At 56.1% G+C, this 15,151-nt stretch carries 15 protein-coding genes; 11 read left to right on the top strand and 4 right to left on the bottom strand.

What is annotated here, in order from left to right:
- Window positions 1-153: 153 nt before the first annotated feature.
- Window positions 154-780 (bottom strand): peptide-methionine (S)-S-oxide reductase MsrA, encoded by a 627-nt coding sequence (gene msrA, locus QC816_RS10685; RefSeq protein WP_422823740.1) that lies wholly within the window; start codon window positions 778-780, stop codon window positions 154-156.
- A 98-nt stretch (window positions 781-878) separates the two neighbouring features.
- Window positions 879-1,787, bottom strand: coding sequence for a LysR family transcriptional regulator (locus QC816_RS10680; protein WP_085920214.1), 909 nt, complete (start codon window positions 1,785-1,787; stop codon window positions 879-881).
- Between the two features lie 139 nt (window positions 1,788-1,926).
- On the opposite strand from QC816_RS10680, the gene QC816_RS10675 reads away from it, so the two are divergent.
- From QC816_RS10675 to QC816_RS10655, 5 genes are all read left to right on the top strand, one after another.
- Window positions 1,927-3,444 (top strand): CoA-acylating methylmalonate-semialdehyde dehydrogenase, encoded by a 1,518-nt coding sequence (locus QC816_RS10675; protein WP_264824419.1) that lies wholly within the window; start codon window positions 1,927-1,929, stop codon window positions 3,442-3,444.
- Window positions 3,445-3,471: 27 nt separating this feature from the next.
- Window positions 3,472-5,136 (top strand): GMC family oxidoreductase, encoded by a 1,665-nt coding sequence (locus QC816_RS10670; protein WP_309782083.1) that lies wholly within the window; start codon window positions 3,472-3,474, stop codon window positions 5,134-5,136.
- A 191-nt stretch (window positions 5,137-5,327) separates the two neighbouring features.
- Window positions 5,328-5,531, top strand: a complete 204-nt coding sequence (locus QC816_RS10665; RefSeq protein WP_009101184.1) for a cold-shock protein — start codon at window positions 5,328-5,330, stop codon at window positions 5,529-5,531.
- 158 nt (window positions 5,532-5,689) lie between these two features.
- Window positions 5,690-6,358 carry an alpha/beta hydrolase gene (locus tag QC816_RS10660; protein ID WP_085920217.1) on the top strand — a complete coding sequence of 223 codons (669 nt, stop codon included), beginning with the start codon at window positions 5,690-5,692 and terminating at the stop codon, window positions 6,356-6,358.
- Window positions 6,359-6,406: 48 nt separating this feature from the next.
- Window positions 6,407-7,411 (top strand): YihY/virulence factor BrkB family protein, encoded by a 1,005-nt coding sequence (locus QC816_RS10655; protein WP_085920218.1) that lies wholly within the window; start codon window positions 6,407-6,409, stop codon window positions 7,409-7,411.
- A 55-nt stretch (window positions 7,412-7,466) separates the two neighbouring features.
- Here the strand turns inward: QC816_RS10655 and QC816_RS10650 are convergent, their stop codons facing one another.
- Window positions 7,467-8,876, bottom strand: a complete 1,410-nt coding sequence (locus tag QC816_RS10650; protein ID WP_085920219.1) for a PhoH family protein — start codon at window positions 8,874-8,876, stop codon at window positions 7,467-7,469.
- Window positions 8,877-9,192: 316 nt separating this feature from the next.
- On the opposite strand from QC816_RS10650, the gene ybaK reads away from it, so the two are divergent.
- Window positions 9,193-9,663 carry a Cys-tRNA(Pro) deacylase gene (gene ybaK / locus QC816_RS10645; RefSeq protein WP_309782403.1) on the top strand — a complete coding sequence of 157 codons (471 nt, stop codon included), beginning with the start codon at window positions 9,193-9,195 and terminating at the stop codon, window positions 9,661-9,663.
- 127 nt (window positions 9,664-9,790) lie between these two features.
- On the opposite strand, the gene QC816_RS10640 is transcribed toward ybaK, so the two are convergent.
- Window positions 9,791-9,994: a hypothetical protein gene (locus QC816_RS10640; RefSeq protein ID WP_309782076.1), complete on the bottom strand. Its 204-nt coding sequence runs from the start codon at window positions 9,992-9,994 to the stop codon at window positions 9,791-9,793.
- Window positions 9,995-10,588: 594 nt separating this feature from the next.
- Here QC816_RS10640 and QC816_RS10635 point away from each other — a divergent pair.
- From QC816_RS10635 to QC816_RS10615, 5 genes are read left to right on the top strand one after another with little or no spacing between them, the layout of a single operon-like run.
- The gene (locus tag QC816_RS10635) at window positions 10,589-11,827 is read left to right on the top strand and encodes an urea ABC transporter substrate-binding protein (protein ID WP_309782075.1); all 1,239 of its coding nucleotides are present in this window, start codon (window positions 10,589-10,591) and stop codon (window positions 11,825-11,827) included.
- A gap of 11 nt (window positions 11,828-11,838) precedes the next feature.
- Complete coding sequence (locus tag QC816_RS10630) at window positions 11,839-12,708, top strand: ABC transporter permease subunit (RefSeq protein WP_309782074.1); 870 nt, start codon at window positions 11,839-11,841, stop codon at window positions 12,706-12,708.
- Window positions 12,705-13,730, top strand: coding sequence for an ABC transporter permease subunit (locus QC816_RS10625; protein WP_309782073.1), 1,026 nt, complete (start codon window positions 12,705-12,707; stop codon window positions 13,728-13,730). Before QC816_RS10630 ends, QC816_RS10625 begins: the two co-directional genes overlap by 4 nt.
- Window positions 13,727-14,452 (top strand): ATP-binding cassette domain-containing protein, encoded by a 726-nt coding sequence (locus QC816_RS10620; RefSeq protein WP_309782070.1) that lies wholly within the window; start codon window positions 13,727-13,729, stop codon window positions 14,450-14,452. The genes QC816_RS10625 and QC816_RS10620 overlap by 4 nt, the downstream gene beginning before the upstream one ends.
- Window positions 14,445-15,143: an ABC transporter ATP-binding protein gene (locus QC816_RS10615; RefSeq protein WP_309782068.1), complete on the top strand. Its 699-nt coding sequence runs from the start codon at window positions 14,445-14,447 to the stop codon at window positions 15,141-15,143. Before QC816_RS10620 ends, QC816_RS10615 begins: the two co-directional genes overlap by 8 nt.
- Window positions 15,144-15,151 lie beyond the last annotated feature (8 nt).

Raw genomic sequence — 15,151 nt, 5'->3', positions numbered from 1 at the left:
TCAACATGGTGGAATCAACGCTGCTCTTAGAACCGCGTCCTGGCGCGTCGCTAGTCGTTGACCGACTGGTCTATTATGAATGTCTTGGTAATATAGTAGAAGATAGAGGGTGTTGCCTAATAGCCTCTCACTATGGGGAGATAAACGTCTCGGTCAGTCAAAGGTGGGCCCGCCGGCCTCGTCGCCCCAGACTTCTTCCAGGCGGTCGTCGCGTCCGCAGCTGAAGCGGTAGAACTTGTAGCGGACCGGGTTCTTCTCGTAGTAGTTCTGGTGGTATTCCTCGGCCGCCCAAAAAGCGTCCCCCGGCAGTATCTCCGTGGTTACGCTCTCTTCGAAGCGTTCTTCCATCTCTTCCTTGGAAGCTTCGGCCAGTTCGCGCTGTTCGTCATTCTGATAAAAGATCGCCGAACGGTACTGGTCGCCGACATCGCAGAACTGGCGGCCGACCGCGAAGGGGTCGATGTTGCGCCAGTAAATTTCCAGCAACTGCTCGTAGCTGATCTGGTCCGCGTCGTATTCGACCTTGACCACTTCAATGTGGTCGGTGTTGCCACTGCTGACGTCATCGTAAGTGGGGTTTTCCAGCTCGCCGCCGGCATAGCCGGAAATGGTCGCCGTCACGCCGGGCTGGCGGTCGTAAGGGGGTTCCATGCACCAAAAGCAACCCCCGGCAAATACCGCTTCCGCGGGCGTTTCAGCCTGCAGCGATGTACTGGTGATGCCAATGGCGGCCGTAGCGATACCCAGAGCTAACGGGCGAAGCGGTAGGTGTTGCATCATGAGGTTGACTCCCGGTAGGTGAACCATGCTGTCGTCAGTTCTGAGTTGTTAAGTCGCCGGGTAGTTCACTTTCCTTATAAGCGAACGCTATCCCCTCGTTAAACCCGGCCGTGGCGTGGGGGCCATACGTCGTCCAGGGTTTTTAGCGCGGCGGCGATGGGTGGCTCGACGGAACGATCGTGTCGCCAAATCAGGCCCAGTGAACAGGGCAGGCGAACATGCTCCGCCACGGCCAGGCCGCTCTCCTGACGTTCCGCCATGGCCAGGGCATCCCGTGCCAGGCTAAGGCCCACGCCGGCGCGCACTAGATCGAGCATGCAGGCTTCCTGGTCGACCTGGGCGACACGGTTTGGCGTGATGCCGCCGTCGGCCAGGCGATGGTGAAGGAGCCGGTGGTGGACGGAGTCGGGGGGCGTGACGATCCACGGTAGACGGGCCAGAGACGTCCAGCGGGTGTCTGCCAGCCGCGCCTCCCAGCCGGCAGGGGCAATCACGTGATAGTCAAACTGGGTCAGCTCTCGCCAGGCCAGCGCCGAGTGGCCGGTACCTTCACCCGGGGGCGCCAGGTAAAAGCCCACGTCCAGCTCACCCTTTTCAATGCGCGTCAGTACGCGGCCACTCATGCCGTGGTGCAGCTCGGTTTCCAGCTGTGGCGCCCTGAGCATCAGGCGGCTTAAAAAAGCTCCCAGACGAATAAACTCGGGGTCGACGATGGTGCCGATGGTCAGTTTGCCGCGCAGCGTGCTGTGCAGGGCGCTGGCGGTTTGTTCAAAAGCGCTGGCGCTGGCCAATGCCTTTTCGGCGGCCGGCAGGAGAGCAAGGCCGTCGGCGGTCAGGCTCAGGCCTTGAGGACGTCGGTTGAAGAGAGCGAGCCCCAGGCTGGCCTGAAGCTGCTTCAACTTTAGGCTTACGGCGGGCTGGGTGAGGTGCAGTTGCTCGGCGGCGCGTGACACGCTGCCAGCGCGGGCAACCGCCACGAACGCCCGTAGTGTGGCGTATTCCTGCATGGGCGACCTTCTTGATGCGCATTGTTATTAATCAAGCTTATATCGTGGTTAAAAATTACTCAATTGATTGCCCCCGTTAGGCGGTTAATCTGGTGTTACCGCTATTTTAACTATCACGATACTTATAAAGGTTGCTTCCATGACCACCACAACGACCACCGCTATCCAGCATTTTATTAATGGCCAGGTAAGCCAGGGCACTGGCGATGCCCAGGACGTGTTTAATCCCGCGACGGGCCAGGTTAGCGGGCGCGTGTCGTTAGCCGGTGAGCACGATGTGAATGCCGCCGTGGACGCCGCCCAGGCTGCGTTTCCTGCCTGGGCCGATACGCCGGCCATTCGCCGCGCGCGGGTGATGTTCAGGTTTCTGGAGTTGCTCAACGCCAATAAAGATGCCTTGGCCGAGGCGATCACCAAAGAGCACGGCAAGGTGTTTACCGATGCCCAGGGTGAAGTGGCGCGGGGTATCGATATTGTGGAGTTCGCCTGCGGTATTCCCCAGTTGATGAAGGGCGACTATACCGAGCAGGTGAGCACCGGCATCGATAACTGGACGGTACGCCAGCCGCTAGGTGTAGTGGCGGGGATTACGCCGTTCAACTTCCCCGTCATGGTGCCCATGTGGATGTTTCCTGTGGCCATTGCGACGGGTAATACGTTTATCCTCAAGCCGAGCCCGCTGGACCCCAGCGCCTCATTGATGATTGCCGACCTGCTCAAGCAAGCCGGTTTGCCCGATGGTGTGTTCAACGTGCTGCAGGGCGGTAAAGACGCGGTTGAGCGGCTGCTGGATCACCCTGACGTCAAGGCACTGTCGTTTGTCGGCTCCACGCCCATCGCCAACCTCATTTACGAGCGCGGTGCCCGCCACGGGAAACGCGTCCAGGCGCTCGGCGGGGCGAAAAACCATATGGTGGTGATGCCCGATGCACATCTGGATAAGGCCGTTGATGCTCTGGTCGGCGCCGCCTATGGCTCAGCGGGCGAGCGCTGCATGGCAATCAGTGTGGCCGTGTTGGTGGGTGATGTGGCCGATAAGATCGTGCCAGCGCTTGCGGAGCGCGCCAAGTCCCTCAAAGTGAAAAACGGTATGCAACTGGACGCTGAAATGGGCCCGATTGTGACCCGCGAAGCGCACCAGCGCATTACCGGTTACATCGACAAAGGCGTAGCCGAGGGGGCCGAACTGCTGGTTGACGGGCGCGAGTTTGACGCTTCACAGACCGGCGACGGCTGCGCAGATGGTTTCTGGATGGGCGGTACGCTGTTTGACCACGTCACCCCGGACATGACGATCTACAAAGAAGAGATTTTTGGCCCGGTACTGGTCTGCGTGCGGGTTCCCGATGCGGCCACGGCGATTCAATTGATCAACGACCATGAGTTTGGCAACGGCGTCAGCTGTTTCACTGAAAGCGGCAGCGTGGCACGGGAGTTTGGTCGTCGCATTCAAGTGGGCATGGTGGGTATCAACGTGCCCATCCCAGTGCCCATGGCCTGGCATGGCTTCGGCGGCTGGAAGCGTTCGCTGTTTGGCGACACCCATGCCTACGGTGAAGAAGGCGTGCGTTTCTACACCAAGCAGAAGTCGATCATGCAGCGCTGGTCCGACTCGATTGATGGTGGCGCAGACTTTGTCATGCCCACCGCCAAGTAAACGCCGACGCGTTGCGGGAGCCAACTCATGACCGATACAACAAACAATACCTTTGACTTTATTGTCGTGGGGGCAGGCACCGCGGGGTGCCTGCTGGCCAATCGATTGAGCGCTAACCCCGATCATCGGGTACTGCTGATCGAGGCGGGTGGGCGCGATAATTATCACTGGATTCATATTCCGGTGGGCTATCTGTATTGCATCAATAACCCGCGCACTGACTGGATGTTCCGCACCGAGCCGGATAAAGGGCTCAACGGTCGCTCGTTGATTTACCCGCGGGGCAAGACCCTGGGCGGCTGTTCGAGCATCAACGGCATGCTGTATATCCGAGGCCAGGCGCGGGATTATAACCACTGGGCCGAGGTGACCGGCGACGATGCCTGGCTCTGGGAAAACTGCCTGCCTGATTTTATCAAGCACGAACACCATCATCGTCTGGACGAAGGTGGCGATGCTGATCCCGAGCACCGCGACTTCCATGGCCACGGCGGTGAATGGCGGGTGGAAAAGCAGCGGTTAAGCTGGCAAGTGCTGGATGATTTTGCTGAAGCAGCGGCACAGTCAGGTATTCCCCGGACACGCGACTTTAATCGCGGCGACAACGAAGGGGTGGACTACTTTGAGGTCAATCAGCGTGCCGGTTGGCGTTGGAATACATCAAAAGCGTTTTTGAAGCCGGTGCGACAGCGTCATAACCTGACCATCTGGCACTCAACCCATGTCAACCAACTCCTATTTGCTAACGATGGCACAACACCCCGCTGTGTGGGTGCCGAGGTGGTGCGCAACGGTGAAACGCTGCGTGTGGGCGCCAACCGGGAAGTGATCCTGTCTGCCGGGTCGATTGGTTCGCCTCAGTTGTTGCAGCTTTCCGGCATTGGTCCCGCTGACCTGCTGGCCGAGCACGATATCGAGGCAGTGAGCGCCTTGCCCGGTGTGGGCGAAAACCTGCAGGATCACCTGCAAATCCGCTCGGTGTATAAGGTTCAGGGGGGTAAAACGCTCAACACGATAGCCAATTCACTGATAGGCAAGGCTAAAATTGGCTTGGAATATGCCCTTAAACGTACTGGTCCCATGAGCATGGCGCCGTCACAGCTGTGCATATTTACGCGCAGCTCTGAGGAGTATGACGACGCCAATATCCAGTATCACGTTCAGCCGTTAAGCCTGGAAGCGTTTGGTCAGCCGCTGCACCCCTATGCCGCGATTACGGCGAGCGTGTGTAACCTGAATCCCAGCAGCCGCGGGACGGTCAGGATTAAAAGCCGCGACCCGCGCCAGGCACCGGCGATAGCGCCGAATTACCTGAGTACGCCGGAGGATCGCCAGGTGGCGGCTGATTCCTTGCGGGTCACGCGTAGAATTGCCGAGCAGCCGGCCTTTGCGAAGTATCAGCCTGAGGAAGTAAAACCGGGCCTTGAGTACCAGAGCGACGACGAGCTGGCGCGCCTGGCAGGTGATATTGGCACGACGATTTTTCATCCGGTGGGCACCGCGCGGATGGGGCGAGACGACGATCCCATGGCCGTGGTCGATAGCCGACTGCGGGTTCGGGGTGTCACTGGCCTTCGGGTGGCGGATGCCAGCGTGATGCCGACGATCACCAGCGGCAACACCAATTCACCGACGCTGATGATCGCTGAAAAAGCCGCAGGGTGGATACTTTCGGCGCGGTCATCGTACTGACACTTTTTTACGCGATAGTATTGACGTGTGCTGAAACAAGGCGCATTCTTCTGAGCAGTAGGTTAGCAAGTCGAACGTTGTCAGCAGTATCGAAGCGCCGCAAGCGTTGAGTCTGGTGAAAGTTTCTTGTTCTACCCACTGCAACTCGGGTATTACCCGGCTTTAAATACGCTTTATCGAGGATTTCGATCATGGCAACTGGTACCGTTAAGTGGTTTAACGACACTAAAGGCTTCGGCTTCATTTCTCCGGACGACAACGGCGACGACCTGTTCGCGCATTTCTCCGAAATTCAGGCTGACGGCTTCAAAACTCTGCAAGACGGTCAGAAGGTTTCCTTCGACGTCACCCAGGGTAAAAAAGGCCTTCAGGCTTCCAACATCAAAGTTCTGTAATTCAGAACGATGATGTGTGCCATCAGCCGATAGCTGATGTGCTGAAAAACCCCGCTTATGCGGGGTTTTTTGTATGTGTATGAAAAATCGCCACATTACTCGCCCTAGACGTTGCTTTGCGCTAGGGTGAGGTTTTTTTAAGCAAGGGATGAATCATCATGACAGCGCCTGGCGAACTCATTATCGAGCCGAAAAGCGGTAAACCCGCCGATGCGTGTGTGTTCATATTGCATGGTTTAGGTGCCGACGGGCATGATTTTGAACCTTTAGTTCCCGCGCTGGGTTTGCCGGCCAGCGCCAATGTACGTTTTATCATGCCTCACGCCCCGCGTTTGCCGGTGACCATCAACGGCGGGATGGTGATGCCTGCCTGGTACGATATCCTGGCGATGGACCTGGGCCGCCGGGTCGATGAAGCGCAGCTAAAGGTTTCGGCCAAGCGTATTCAAACGCTGATTCATGAGCAGATTGATCAGGGTATCGATAGCCAGCGGATTATTGTGGCGGGATTTTCCCAGGGCGGCGCCGTTGCTTATCATGCCGCGCTTTCGTTTCCCGAGCCGCTTGGCGGACTCTTGGCAATGTCGACCTACTTCGCCACCGCCGACAGCATTGATCTGGCCGAAGCCAATCGACAGATTCCCATTGAGGTTCAGCATGGCAGCTTTGACCCCATCGTGCCGGAAAGCTTGGGCAAAAGCGGCGCTGACCGCTTAACGAGTCTGGGCTATGCCGTCAATTACCGGCAGTACTCCATGGCCCACTCGCTTTGCCCTCAGCAGGTAAGCGATATTGGGCGCTGGCTTTTACAGCGCCTGAGCAGCTAATTAAAACATTGACGCTGTGCTGGTAAGCGTTATTTCAGGAGTAGGCGCATGTTTCGACCCTCGCGTGGCCGCCAAGCCGAACTCCCCAACGAAATTCCCAAGCCAGGCTGGCACGACATCGTCTGGCGTGTTTTGCGCTCGGCACGTCGTGACCGCATCATGCTGCTGGCAGCGGGTGTTGCCTTCTACGCGCTGCTTGCGTTGTTTCCGACCATTGCGGCGGTTATCTCTCTATGGGGGCTGTTTTCCGATCCGAATGAAGCAAGCCAGCAACTCTACAACCTCATCCGTTTGATGCCCCCCGAGGCGGCACAACTGATCGACAACCAGGCTCAGGAGGTGGTGGATAGCGTTGGGTCGAGTAATGAAATGGCGGCGCTGGTGAGCCTGTTGATTGCCATGTATATCGCCTCCAAGGGGGTCAGTGGCCTGATCGTGGGGCTGAACGTGGTGTATGGCGAACAGGAGCAACGCAGCGTTTGGCGTTTGGCTTTGCTGGTTACCACCATGACGCTCGGCATGATTGGCATGACGCTTCTGACGCTGGGATTCATAGGCCTGGTGCCGATGCTGGTCGATGCATTGGCGGTTGTTACCCCTCTGGACCGGATTATTGATTTTATGCGCTGGCCAGCCTTGCTGGTGATGATGAGTGCTGTCATCGCGCTGCTTTATCGCTTTGCGCCCTACCGGCGTGCCGCAAAATGGGAGTGGCTGAGTGTCGGCACCATGGTGGCAACGCTGCTTTGGCTGTTGGGGTCGGGCGGACTGTCGCTTTACGTGCGCTACTTTTCCAACTTCAGCGAGCTATACGGCTCCCTGGGGGCTGTAGTGGTACTGATGCTGTGGTTTTTACTCTCGGCGTTTGTGGTATTGCTGGGTGCCGAAATCAACTGCGAGCTGGAGCGTCAGACCCGCCAGGACACGACCATTGGTCAGGAACGCCCGCTGGGACAGCGCGAGGCCTACGCCGCCGACACCCTGGGGCGTCAGCATCCGTGGCACGAAAAGGACGACACCAAGATGCCGGGGGATAATAACCGCCACGACTAATCTGATGCGCTCCGCCTCCTGCCTTAGGGCAGGAGGCGGGCTTGGTTTTAAAGCGTTACAGGAGTTCTTCGGCGGCCAGGGCCAGGCGGGAACGCTCGACGCTTTTCAGCGTGATATGCCCGGCATGGGGCCAGTCGCGGAATCGCTCTACCACGGCGGCCATGCCGCAGGTATTGGCGGTCAGGTAAGGGGTGTCGATCTGTCCTACATTGCCCAAGCAGACTATTTTGGTATTGCGCCCGGCCCGGGTGACCAGCGATTTTAGCTGCTTGGGCGTGAAGTTCTGCGCCTCGTCGATGATCAGAAAGGTGTCGTTGAGGGTACGCCCGCGCATGAAGCTGGGCGCGCGTATTTGTACCCGAGAGCCGATCAGCTGCCGTGTGGCGCCGTTGTCCCAGGTGGACTCGCCTTCATCGTTACGTAACAGGTTATCCATGTTGTCGTGGAAGGCGCCCATCCACGGCGACATTTTCTCCTCCTCGGTGCCGGGTAGAAAGCCGATATCCTCGCCCATGGGAATCGGCGCGCGGGTAAACACAATGCGTTCGAACTGCTTTTGATCCAGGGTCTGCTGGAAGGCGGCGGCTAGTGTCATGTAGGTTTTGCCGGTACCCGCGTTACCGGCGATGGTGACCAGGTCGATCTCCGGATCCATCAGCAGGTTGAGGGTGAAGTTTTGCCGACTGTCGTGGGCGTGAACTCCCCAAACGCCCGCATGGTGACGGTAGTTGGTGAGCAGTTGCAGCCGTGCCGAGGTAGGCCCCAGCTCGCGGATGATCGCCTCGAACTCAGCACCGTTTTCGCTATCCGACACCAGCATACCCACGTGCCAGTGACGCGGCATGTCGCCACTTAGTTGGTAGAAGGTGTGATGGTCGATGCGTTCGACGGTCACCTCCACGTTAAGCGCTTCCCAAAGCGAGGCGCCGTGCGGGCCTGCAGAGGTGTATACCTGGGCGCCTTCGATCATCGCGTCGCTGTCGTCGAACGCACGATCATTCAGGTAATCCTCGACGGGCACTTTCAACGCTGCTGCCTTGACGCGCAGGTTGATATCTTTGGTGATCAGGATCACCGAGGCATCGGGGCGTTCTTCGCGCAGCCGACAGGTTTCGGCGAGGATACGGTTATCGGGGCTGTCGTCCAGGGAGTCAAAGGGTTTGAGGTCGCGGTAGCAAAGAAAATGCAGCTTGCCGGACTCCCCGGTGATACGTGGAATCGGGATGCCGCTTTGAATTTCGTCGAAGGTGACCTGGCTGGTGAGGTCTGAAAGCGTACGGCTGATCTGGCGTGCTGTACGGGCGATTTCGCGGATACCGTTTTTGTGCTTGTCCAACTCCTCCAGGACGGTCATGGGGATAACGACATCGTGCTCGTCAAAGTGGTAGAGCGCGGCGGGGTCATGAATCAGGACATTGGTGTCCAACACGTAAAGCCTGGTTGCTTTCTTATCGAGTCGTACCATCGTGGCATTCACTCCGTGGTTGACGGCAACGTCGACACTGGCAGGTGCGTCTTACGTCCTAATGACACTTGCCTGTGTCGTTAAGATGGCGTGTCCTGGTACCTCCTTATTTAGCGCTTTTTAATAGCTTGGAAGGCATTGGTGTTTTTTGCCAATAAATCTCTTTCAACGAACGATGTCAACGCGAAGCGAGCGCTCTGAGGCTGGCATCTATTATGCTATCGTCTATGACGGCGCTTGGAGCGCAAACTCGCCCGTTGCCGCGTATCAATCCGACGACTTAAACGAAGAACACTGTGTTGGCGATGAGGTTTCCATGACACCCGCGATTAATAGCGCAAAACGCGCAGGCATTGCCTTTCAAGTTCACGAATACACTCACGAGCCGACGGCCGAATCCTACGGTATGGAAGCAGCGGAGAAGCTCGGCATTGCGGCTGAGCAGGTATTTAAAACGCTGGTCGTGAAATTGGACAGCAAGCAGCTGGCGGTGGGGATTGTGCCCGTCACAGGGCAACTGAACCTGAAGCAGGTTGCCAAAGCCGCCGGGGCCAAAAAAGCCGCCATGGCGCAACCCAATGAAGTGGAACGCACAACGGGTTATGTGCTGGGGGGTGTCAGCCCGCTGGGGCAGAAAAAGCGTCTGGCTACCTTTATCGACTGCTCTGCCGACGCGTTCGCCACGATTTATGTCAGCGCTGGAAGGCGCGGGCTTGAAATCGAGCTGGCGCCTGGAGATTTAGCGTCATTGGCTGGTGCTAAATATTTTTCAATTGCAGTCGCTTAACGAGCTTGAGATATCTCTTTGCAAGCATTAAATAAATTGAGGTGTCGGTCTCAGTCACGCCGCTGTAAATTGACAGCCACTGTCTTACGGTTGACCGGCATCTCGTTAGCTCGCCGCAGGTCTAGGGCTAGTATCTGGTTGCCTGAGCGTCCTTTACGTCGGTGATAAGCCTTACCACGAGAGCTGAACGAGAATGGCTTGCGTCAATTCCCAGTTCACGAGGCGCTGCTGCAACGCCAACGCCAACGGCGATTGCTATCGCTTCTTGCAGGTAGGTATCTGAGTAACGGGTATAGAATTTTTCTTCATTGATGTCATCGATCATTGCCATGATGTACCTGATTGTTGCGTATTACATTCTTGGGGTGTCTGCTGCCAATGGTCAGGATCAATCATGCCGGGATAGACTACGCAGGCAAAGAGAAAGCCCCTTATCTGACTCACACCTACCTTTTTGCATCATTATGATTCAAAAAGGTAGGTGTGAGTCACATTTAAGGCACCTCTGAAGGGGGTTAATAATAATTACGCTCAGTTTTTAAACATAAGTTATTGTTAATAAAAAAACAAAATAATGTTGGCATCATTGTTCCATGACATTAATGGGCCGCTCTGTTGATGCAATATGCTCCTTTAGCATAATTGCCTAAAGCTGAGCAGTGCTTGATAATTAAACAGCCTCTACACGCATTAAGCGGCTGACAGCTTCGCAAGGGCGCGAACTGTTGACTCCGAGGCTCCTCCAGTTTTTCACCGGTCGACAGCGTTGTCGGCATGGATGCGGCTTCCTCTTGCTCCGCCATCCACTCTGCATTTTCCCCTATCGTGGCATTCAACCCGTGCTTTTGAGCGCGCCGAATTCGGCGTGCTCGGCTGTGTGTGCATTGTGCTTGGGGGGACGCTTTCATTAATCGAGGACATTCCCATGACCATTAACCGTCGCACTTTCCTGCGCAATAGCGCGCTCTCAGTAGCCGCTCTCTCGTCCGCGCAAATACCGTTCCGTTCGGCCCTGGCGGATACTCAGGCGATCAATATTGCTGCGCTTTACGACCTTTCCGGAGGGCTTGATATATATGGCAAGCCAGTGGTGGACGCGATCACCTTAGCGACTGAGGAGATCAATGCGTCTGGCGGGTTGCTGGGGCGGCCGCTCGACTTAACTACCTACGATACCCAGTCGAACATGCAGCTTTACGCACAGTACGCACAGCAGGCAGCACTGCGCGACCGCGCTTCGGTTGTGCATGCAGGTATCACGTCAGCCTCGCGCGAAGTAGTGCGCCCAGTGCTTAGCCGTTATCAAACTCTGTATTTCTACAACAATCAGTACGAAGGGGGCGTCTGTGATCGTAATGTCTTTTGTCCGGGAGTAACGCCAAGCCAGACGGTGGAAAAACTGGTACCCCACGCCATGCAGCAGTGGGGAAAGCGCGTCTACATACTCGCGGCCGACTACAATTACGGTCGTATCGTTTCGGACTGGGTGCGCAAGTATGTGACCGCTCAAGACGGCGAAACGCTCGAAGTTGAGTTCTTCCCACTGGACACCACGAACTTTGGCGCCGCTATCGCTCGTATCCAAACCGCCCAGCCTGACTTTGTCTGGTCGGCATTAGTGGGCGGAGCACACATGTCGTTTTATCGCCAGTGGCACGCCGCGGGCCTCAGTGGCGAGATCCCTATTGCATCGACTACCTTCGCTGGCGGCAATGAGCACATTGTTTTGAGCCCAGAAGAGGCGAACGGTATTCGTATTTGCCAGAACTACGTTCAAGAGCTTCCCAACCCAATCAATAAAGCGTTCGTCGAGCGCTTTCACGCCCGCTTTGGCGAAGACTACCCCTACATCACCGAGCTTGCGATGGGAGCCTGGCAGGGCATGCACTTATGGGCGGAGGGGGTTCGCCGAGCCAACAGCACCGAACGTTTGGACGTCATTGAAGCACTCGAGTCGGGGATAGAGCTCGATATGCCGAGCGGCCCTATATCCATCGATCCAGCTACCCACCATGCCATTCTGGATGTACATATCGCGGAGGTCCGCGACGGCCGGCTAGAACTGGTCGAAAGCTTTCCTCAACAGGCCCCTGTTGACACTGCTGAGGTATGCGATTTGATCACAAATCCAAATGATAACCAGCAATACACCATCGATATTTAAGGAGCTGGCTTATGGATTGGTTCATCCTGTTTGTACTTGAAGTACTGACTGCCATCGCCACGTTAGCGCTGATCAGTGTGGGGCTGGCGGTGGTCTTCGGCATGATGAAGATTATCAACTTGGCCCATGGCGAGTTCATGATGCTGGGCGGCTACGTGACCATTTTGGCCACCAATCAACTAGGTGTTTCTGTATGGTTCGCCATGCTGGTGCTGGCACCACTAATGGTGGGAGCGTTTGGGATTCTCGTTGAGCGGCTAGTGGTTCGCCATCTCTATGGGCGGATGATCGATACCATGCTAGCCACTTGGGGACTGAGTCTTGCCCTGGTAGGCATAGTGACGATGCTATTCGGTAACACAACAGTGGGCATCTCCTCACCACTGGGGAGCGTGGCTATCGGGGATTACCGTATCAGCGCTTACAATCTCTTTTTAATCGGGTTTGCCACGATGGTGCTGGGTGGATTGTGGCTGCTAATGCGCCTTACCCACTTCGGTCTTTGCGCTCGAGCTACCATGCAAAATGCCAACATGGCCGCGTCGCTGGGGGCTAATCCGTCGCGAATCTACAGCCTGACCTTTGGTTTGGGCGCGGCGCTAGCGGGGCTCGGCGGAGCCGTACTGGCACCGCTAAGCGGCGTGATTCCTACCCTTGGGGCAAGCTATATAGCCGAGGCTTTCATAACCGTTATTAGCGGTGGCACCGCCGTCATCGCCGGCACGCTATCCGCATCGGTACTGCTTGGCAGTATTAGTCAAACAGTGGCGTTTATCGCTACCCCTATCTTTGGAAAAGTGGCGCTTTTATTGGCTGCCATCGTATTAATTCGTCTACTGCCACAAGGTATTACCGGGCGCTTTTTTAGGAGATCATCATGATCGCACTCTCCAAAACCGACTACGGTGCTCTGGCAGCTTGCGCCGTGGCAGCTGTCGTTATTGCTCTGCTACCGCAGTGGATCAACCTCTTTTCGCTGCTCTCCTTGACCGTTTATCTCGTCATGGCATTGCTAGCTCTAAGCTTGGCTTTCATCTGGGGATTTGGCGGAATCCTTTGTTTCGGACAAGCAGCCTTTTTCGGCTTGGGTGCCTATGCCTACGCAGTGGGGGCAATCAACCTCGCCGATAGCAGTTGGGCGGTGCTTTTAGCGGTTGCCGTACCGGCATTATTTGCTGCTTTACTCGGTTACTTCATGTTTTACGGAGGCATTAGCGATGTCTATGTCGGGGTAATCACACTTGCCGTTACGCTGATTCTTTTTAACTTGCTCAATGCAAGCTCCGGCAGCGAGTACCGTATCGGAGAAGCCGCGCTGGGTGGTTTTAACGGTATTCCCGCCATTCCAACCCTTAATGTACCGCTTTTGCCTGACATGATACTCAGTCCCGAAGCTCTTTTTATCGTTGCCGGACTATGCTTGGTGGCCGTTTACGCGGGTCTAAGGCTAACTTTAGGCAGCCGCTTCGGTAAAACCGTTATAGCTATTCGCGAAAACGAGCAGCGTGCCGCACTACTAGGCTATGACGTGCGCTTGCATAAGCTACTGGTCTTCAGCATTGGGGGTGCCATAGCGGGTCTTGCTGGCTGTCTCTACGCCAATTGGGGGGCTTTTATTAGCCCTGGGGTGTTTGGGCTTGCACAGTCTGCGCAAATCATCATCTGGGTAATCGTCGGTGGTCGGGGTACGTTGTTGGGGCCGATTCTTGGCTGTATAGCTTTGCAGTGGCTGGTCAATCATCTTGGAACACAAGGGTTCATTGATAGTGGTTTGGTAATGGGACTGGTGTTGATGGCGTTTGTCATGCTGCTGCCCAAAGGGTTTCTACCCGCGTTGCAAGCGCTCACGAGGCGAATGACTAAGCGTAGTAAAGCCGAACTCCAAAAGGAGGGGACACCATGAGCAGTGCGCTTTTACAGACCCACGCGCTGGGCGTCAGCTTCGGCGGCGTGCAGGCGGTACGTAGTGTCGACTTTAACCTCGAAGAGGGGGAACTTAGGTGTCTGATAGGTCCAAACGGAGCCGGTAAAAGCACCTTTTTCAAACTAATCAGCGGCCAGCTTCGCCCTACCCGGGGCGATGTATATTTCCGTGGCCAGCCAATTGCAGGCCTTACGACTCACCACATTGCTCGGCTTGGTATTGGCATTAAGCCGCAGACGCCAAGCGTATTCGACGGGCTCGACGTGCTGGAAAATTTACGTTTGGCGGCGACATGCCGCGAAGGTCGTCACTCGGCACGCCAGCTTGCTATTGAGGTATTGGGCCGCATTGATTTAGAAAATCATGCTCATCGTCTGGTGGGGGATTTGTCTCATGGCCAGCGCCAGTGGGTTGAACTGGGCATGATACTCGCCTCGCGTCCAAGGCTTGTATTGCTCGACGAACCCGCCGCAGGCATGACTCAGGCCGAAACCAACATAACTGCTGCGTTGATTCGCGATATCAATGCTGAGGCAAGTGTCATCGTGGTTGAGCATGACATGGACTTTATTCGACGTATCGCCAATACCATCACGGTTTTCCATCAAGGTGGCATTCTTGCAGAAGGAAGCTTCGAACAAGTGACCCAAGATGCCCAAGTCCGTGATGCTTATCTGGGACGGGAGGTCGTCAATGCTTGAACTTAGCCATTTAAGCGCCGGCTACGGCCGGCTGAAAGTGCTTAACGATCTAAATTTTACTGTCGAAGAGAATAGCTGCGTCGGGATTCTGGGCCGTAATGGTACCGGCAAAACGACTCTTCTACGGGCGCTGGCGGGTGAGATTTCGCTTCAGAGCGGACATATCCTTCTCGACGGCAAGGAACCGGGACCCCGTGCGCATCAGCGCGCCCGAGCCGGTATCGGTTACGTCCCCCAGGGGCGGCAAATATTCCCCCAGCTTACCGTAGCGGAAAATTTACGTATGGGGTGTGTCAAGCAGTTTGCCGAGGCTAGCACAACAGTTGATGAAATGCTGGAGTTGTTCCCTCGCCTGAAAAGGCTGCTTGATCAGCCCGGCGGCGCCCTCTCCGGCGGCGAGCAACAACTGTTGTCACTGGCCCGCTGTCTCTGTGGACGTCCAAGTCTGATTCTACTGGATGAGCCCACTGAAGGGATCCAGCCCTCAATCTGCGACGAGATTATCGACACTCTCAAACTGTTACGCGAGCGAAAAGGGTTGACGGTCGTACTGGTTGAGCAAGATATCGAGTTTTTGACCGCACTATCGGATCGTATTTTAGTGCTGGACAAGGGCACATTGATTGAGGAAATCGACCCACGTCAGAGCACGTCACAGGACATCGCCGAGCGACTGGTCGGCTTTCACTAAGGAGATTT

The sequence above is a fragment of the Vreelandella janggokensis genome (assembly GCF_031451615.1).
GTDB classification, from domain to species: Bacteria; Pseudomonadota; Gammaproteobacteria; order Pseudomonadales; family Halomonadaceae; genus Vreelandella; species Vreelandella janggokensis.
Note: the sequence above shows the minus strand (reverse complement) of the source record. Positions and strands in the feature narration are given on the sequence as shown.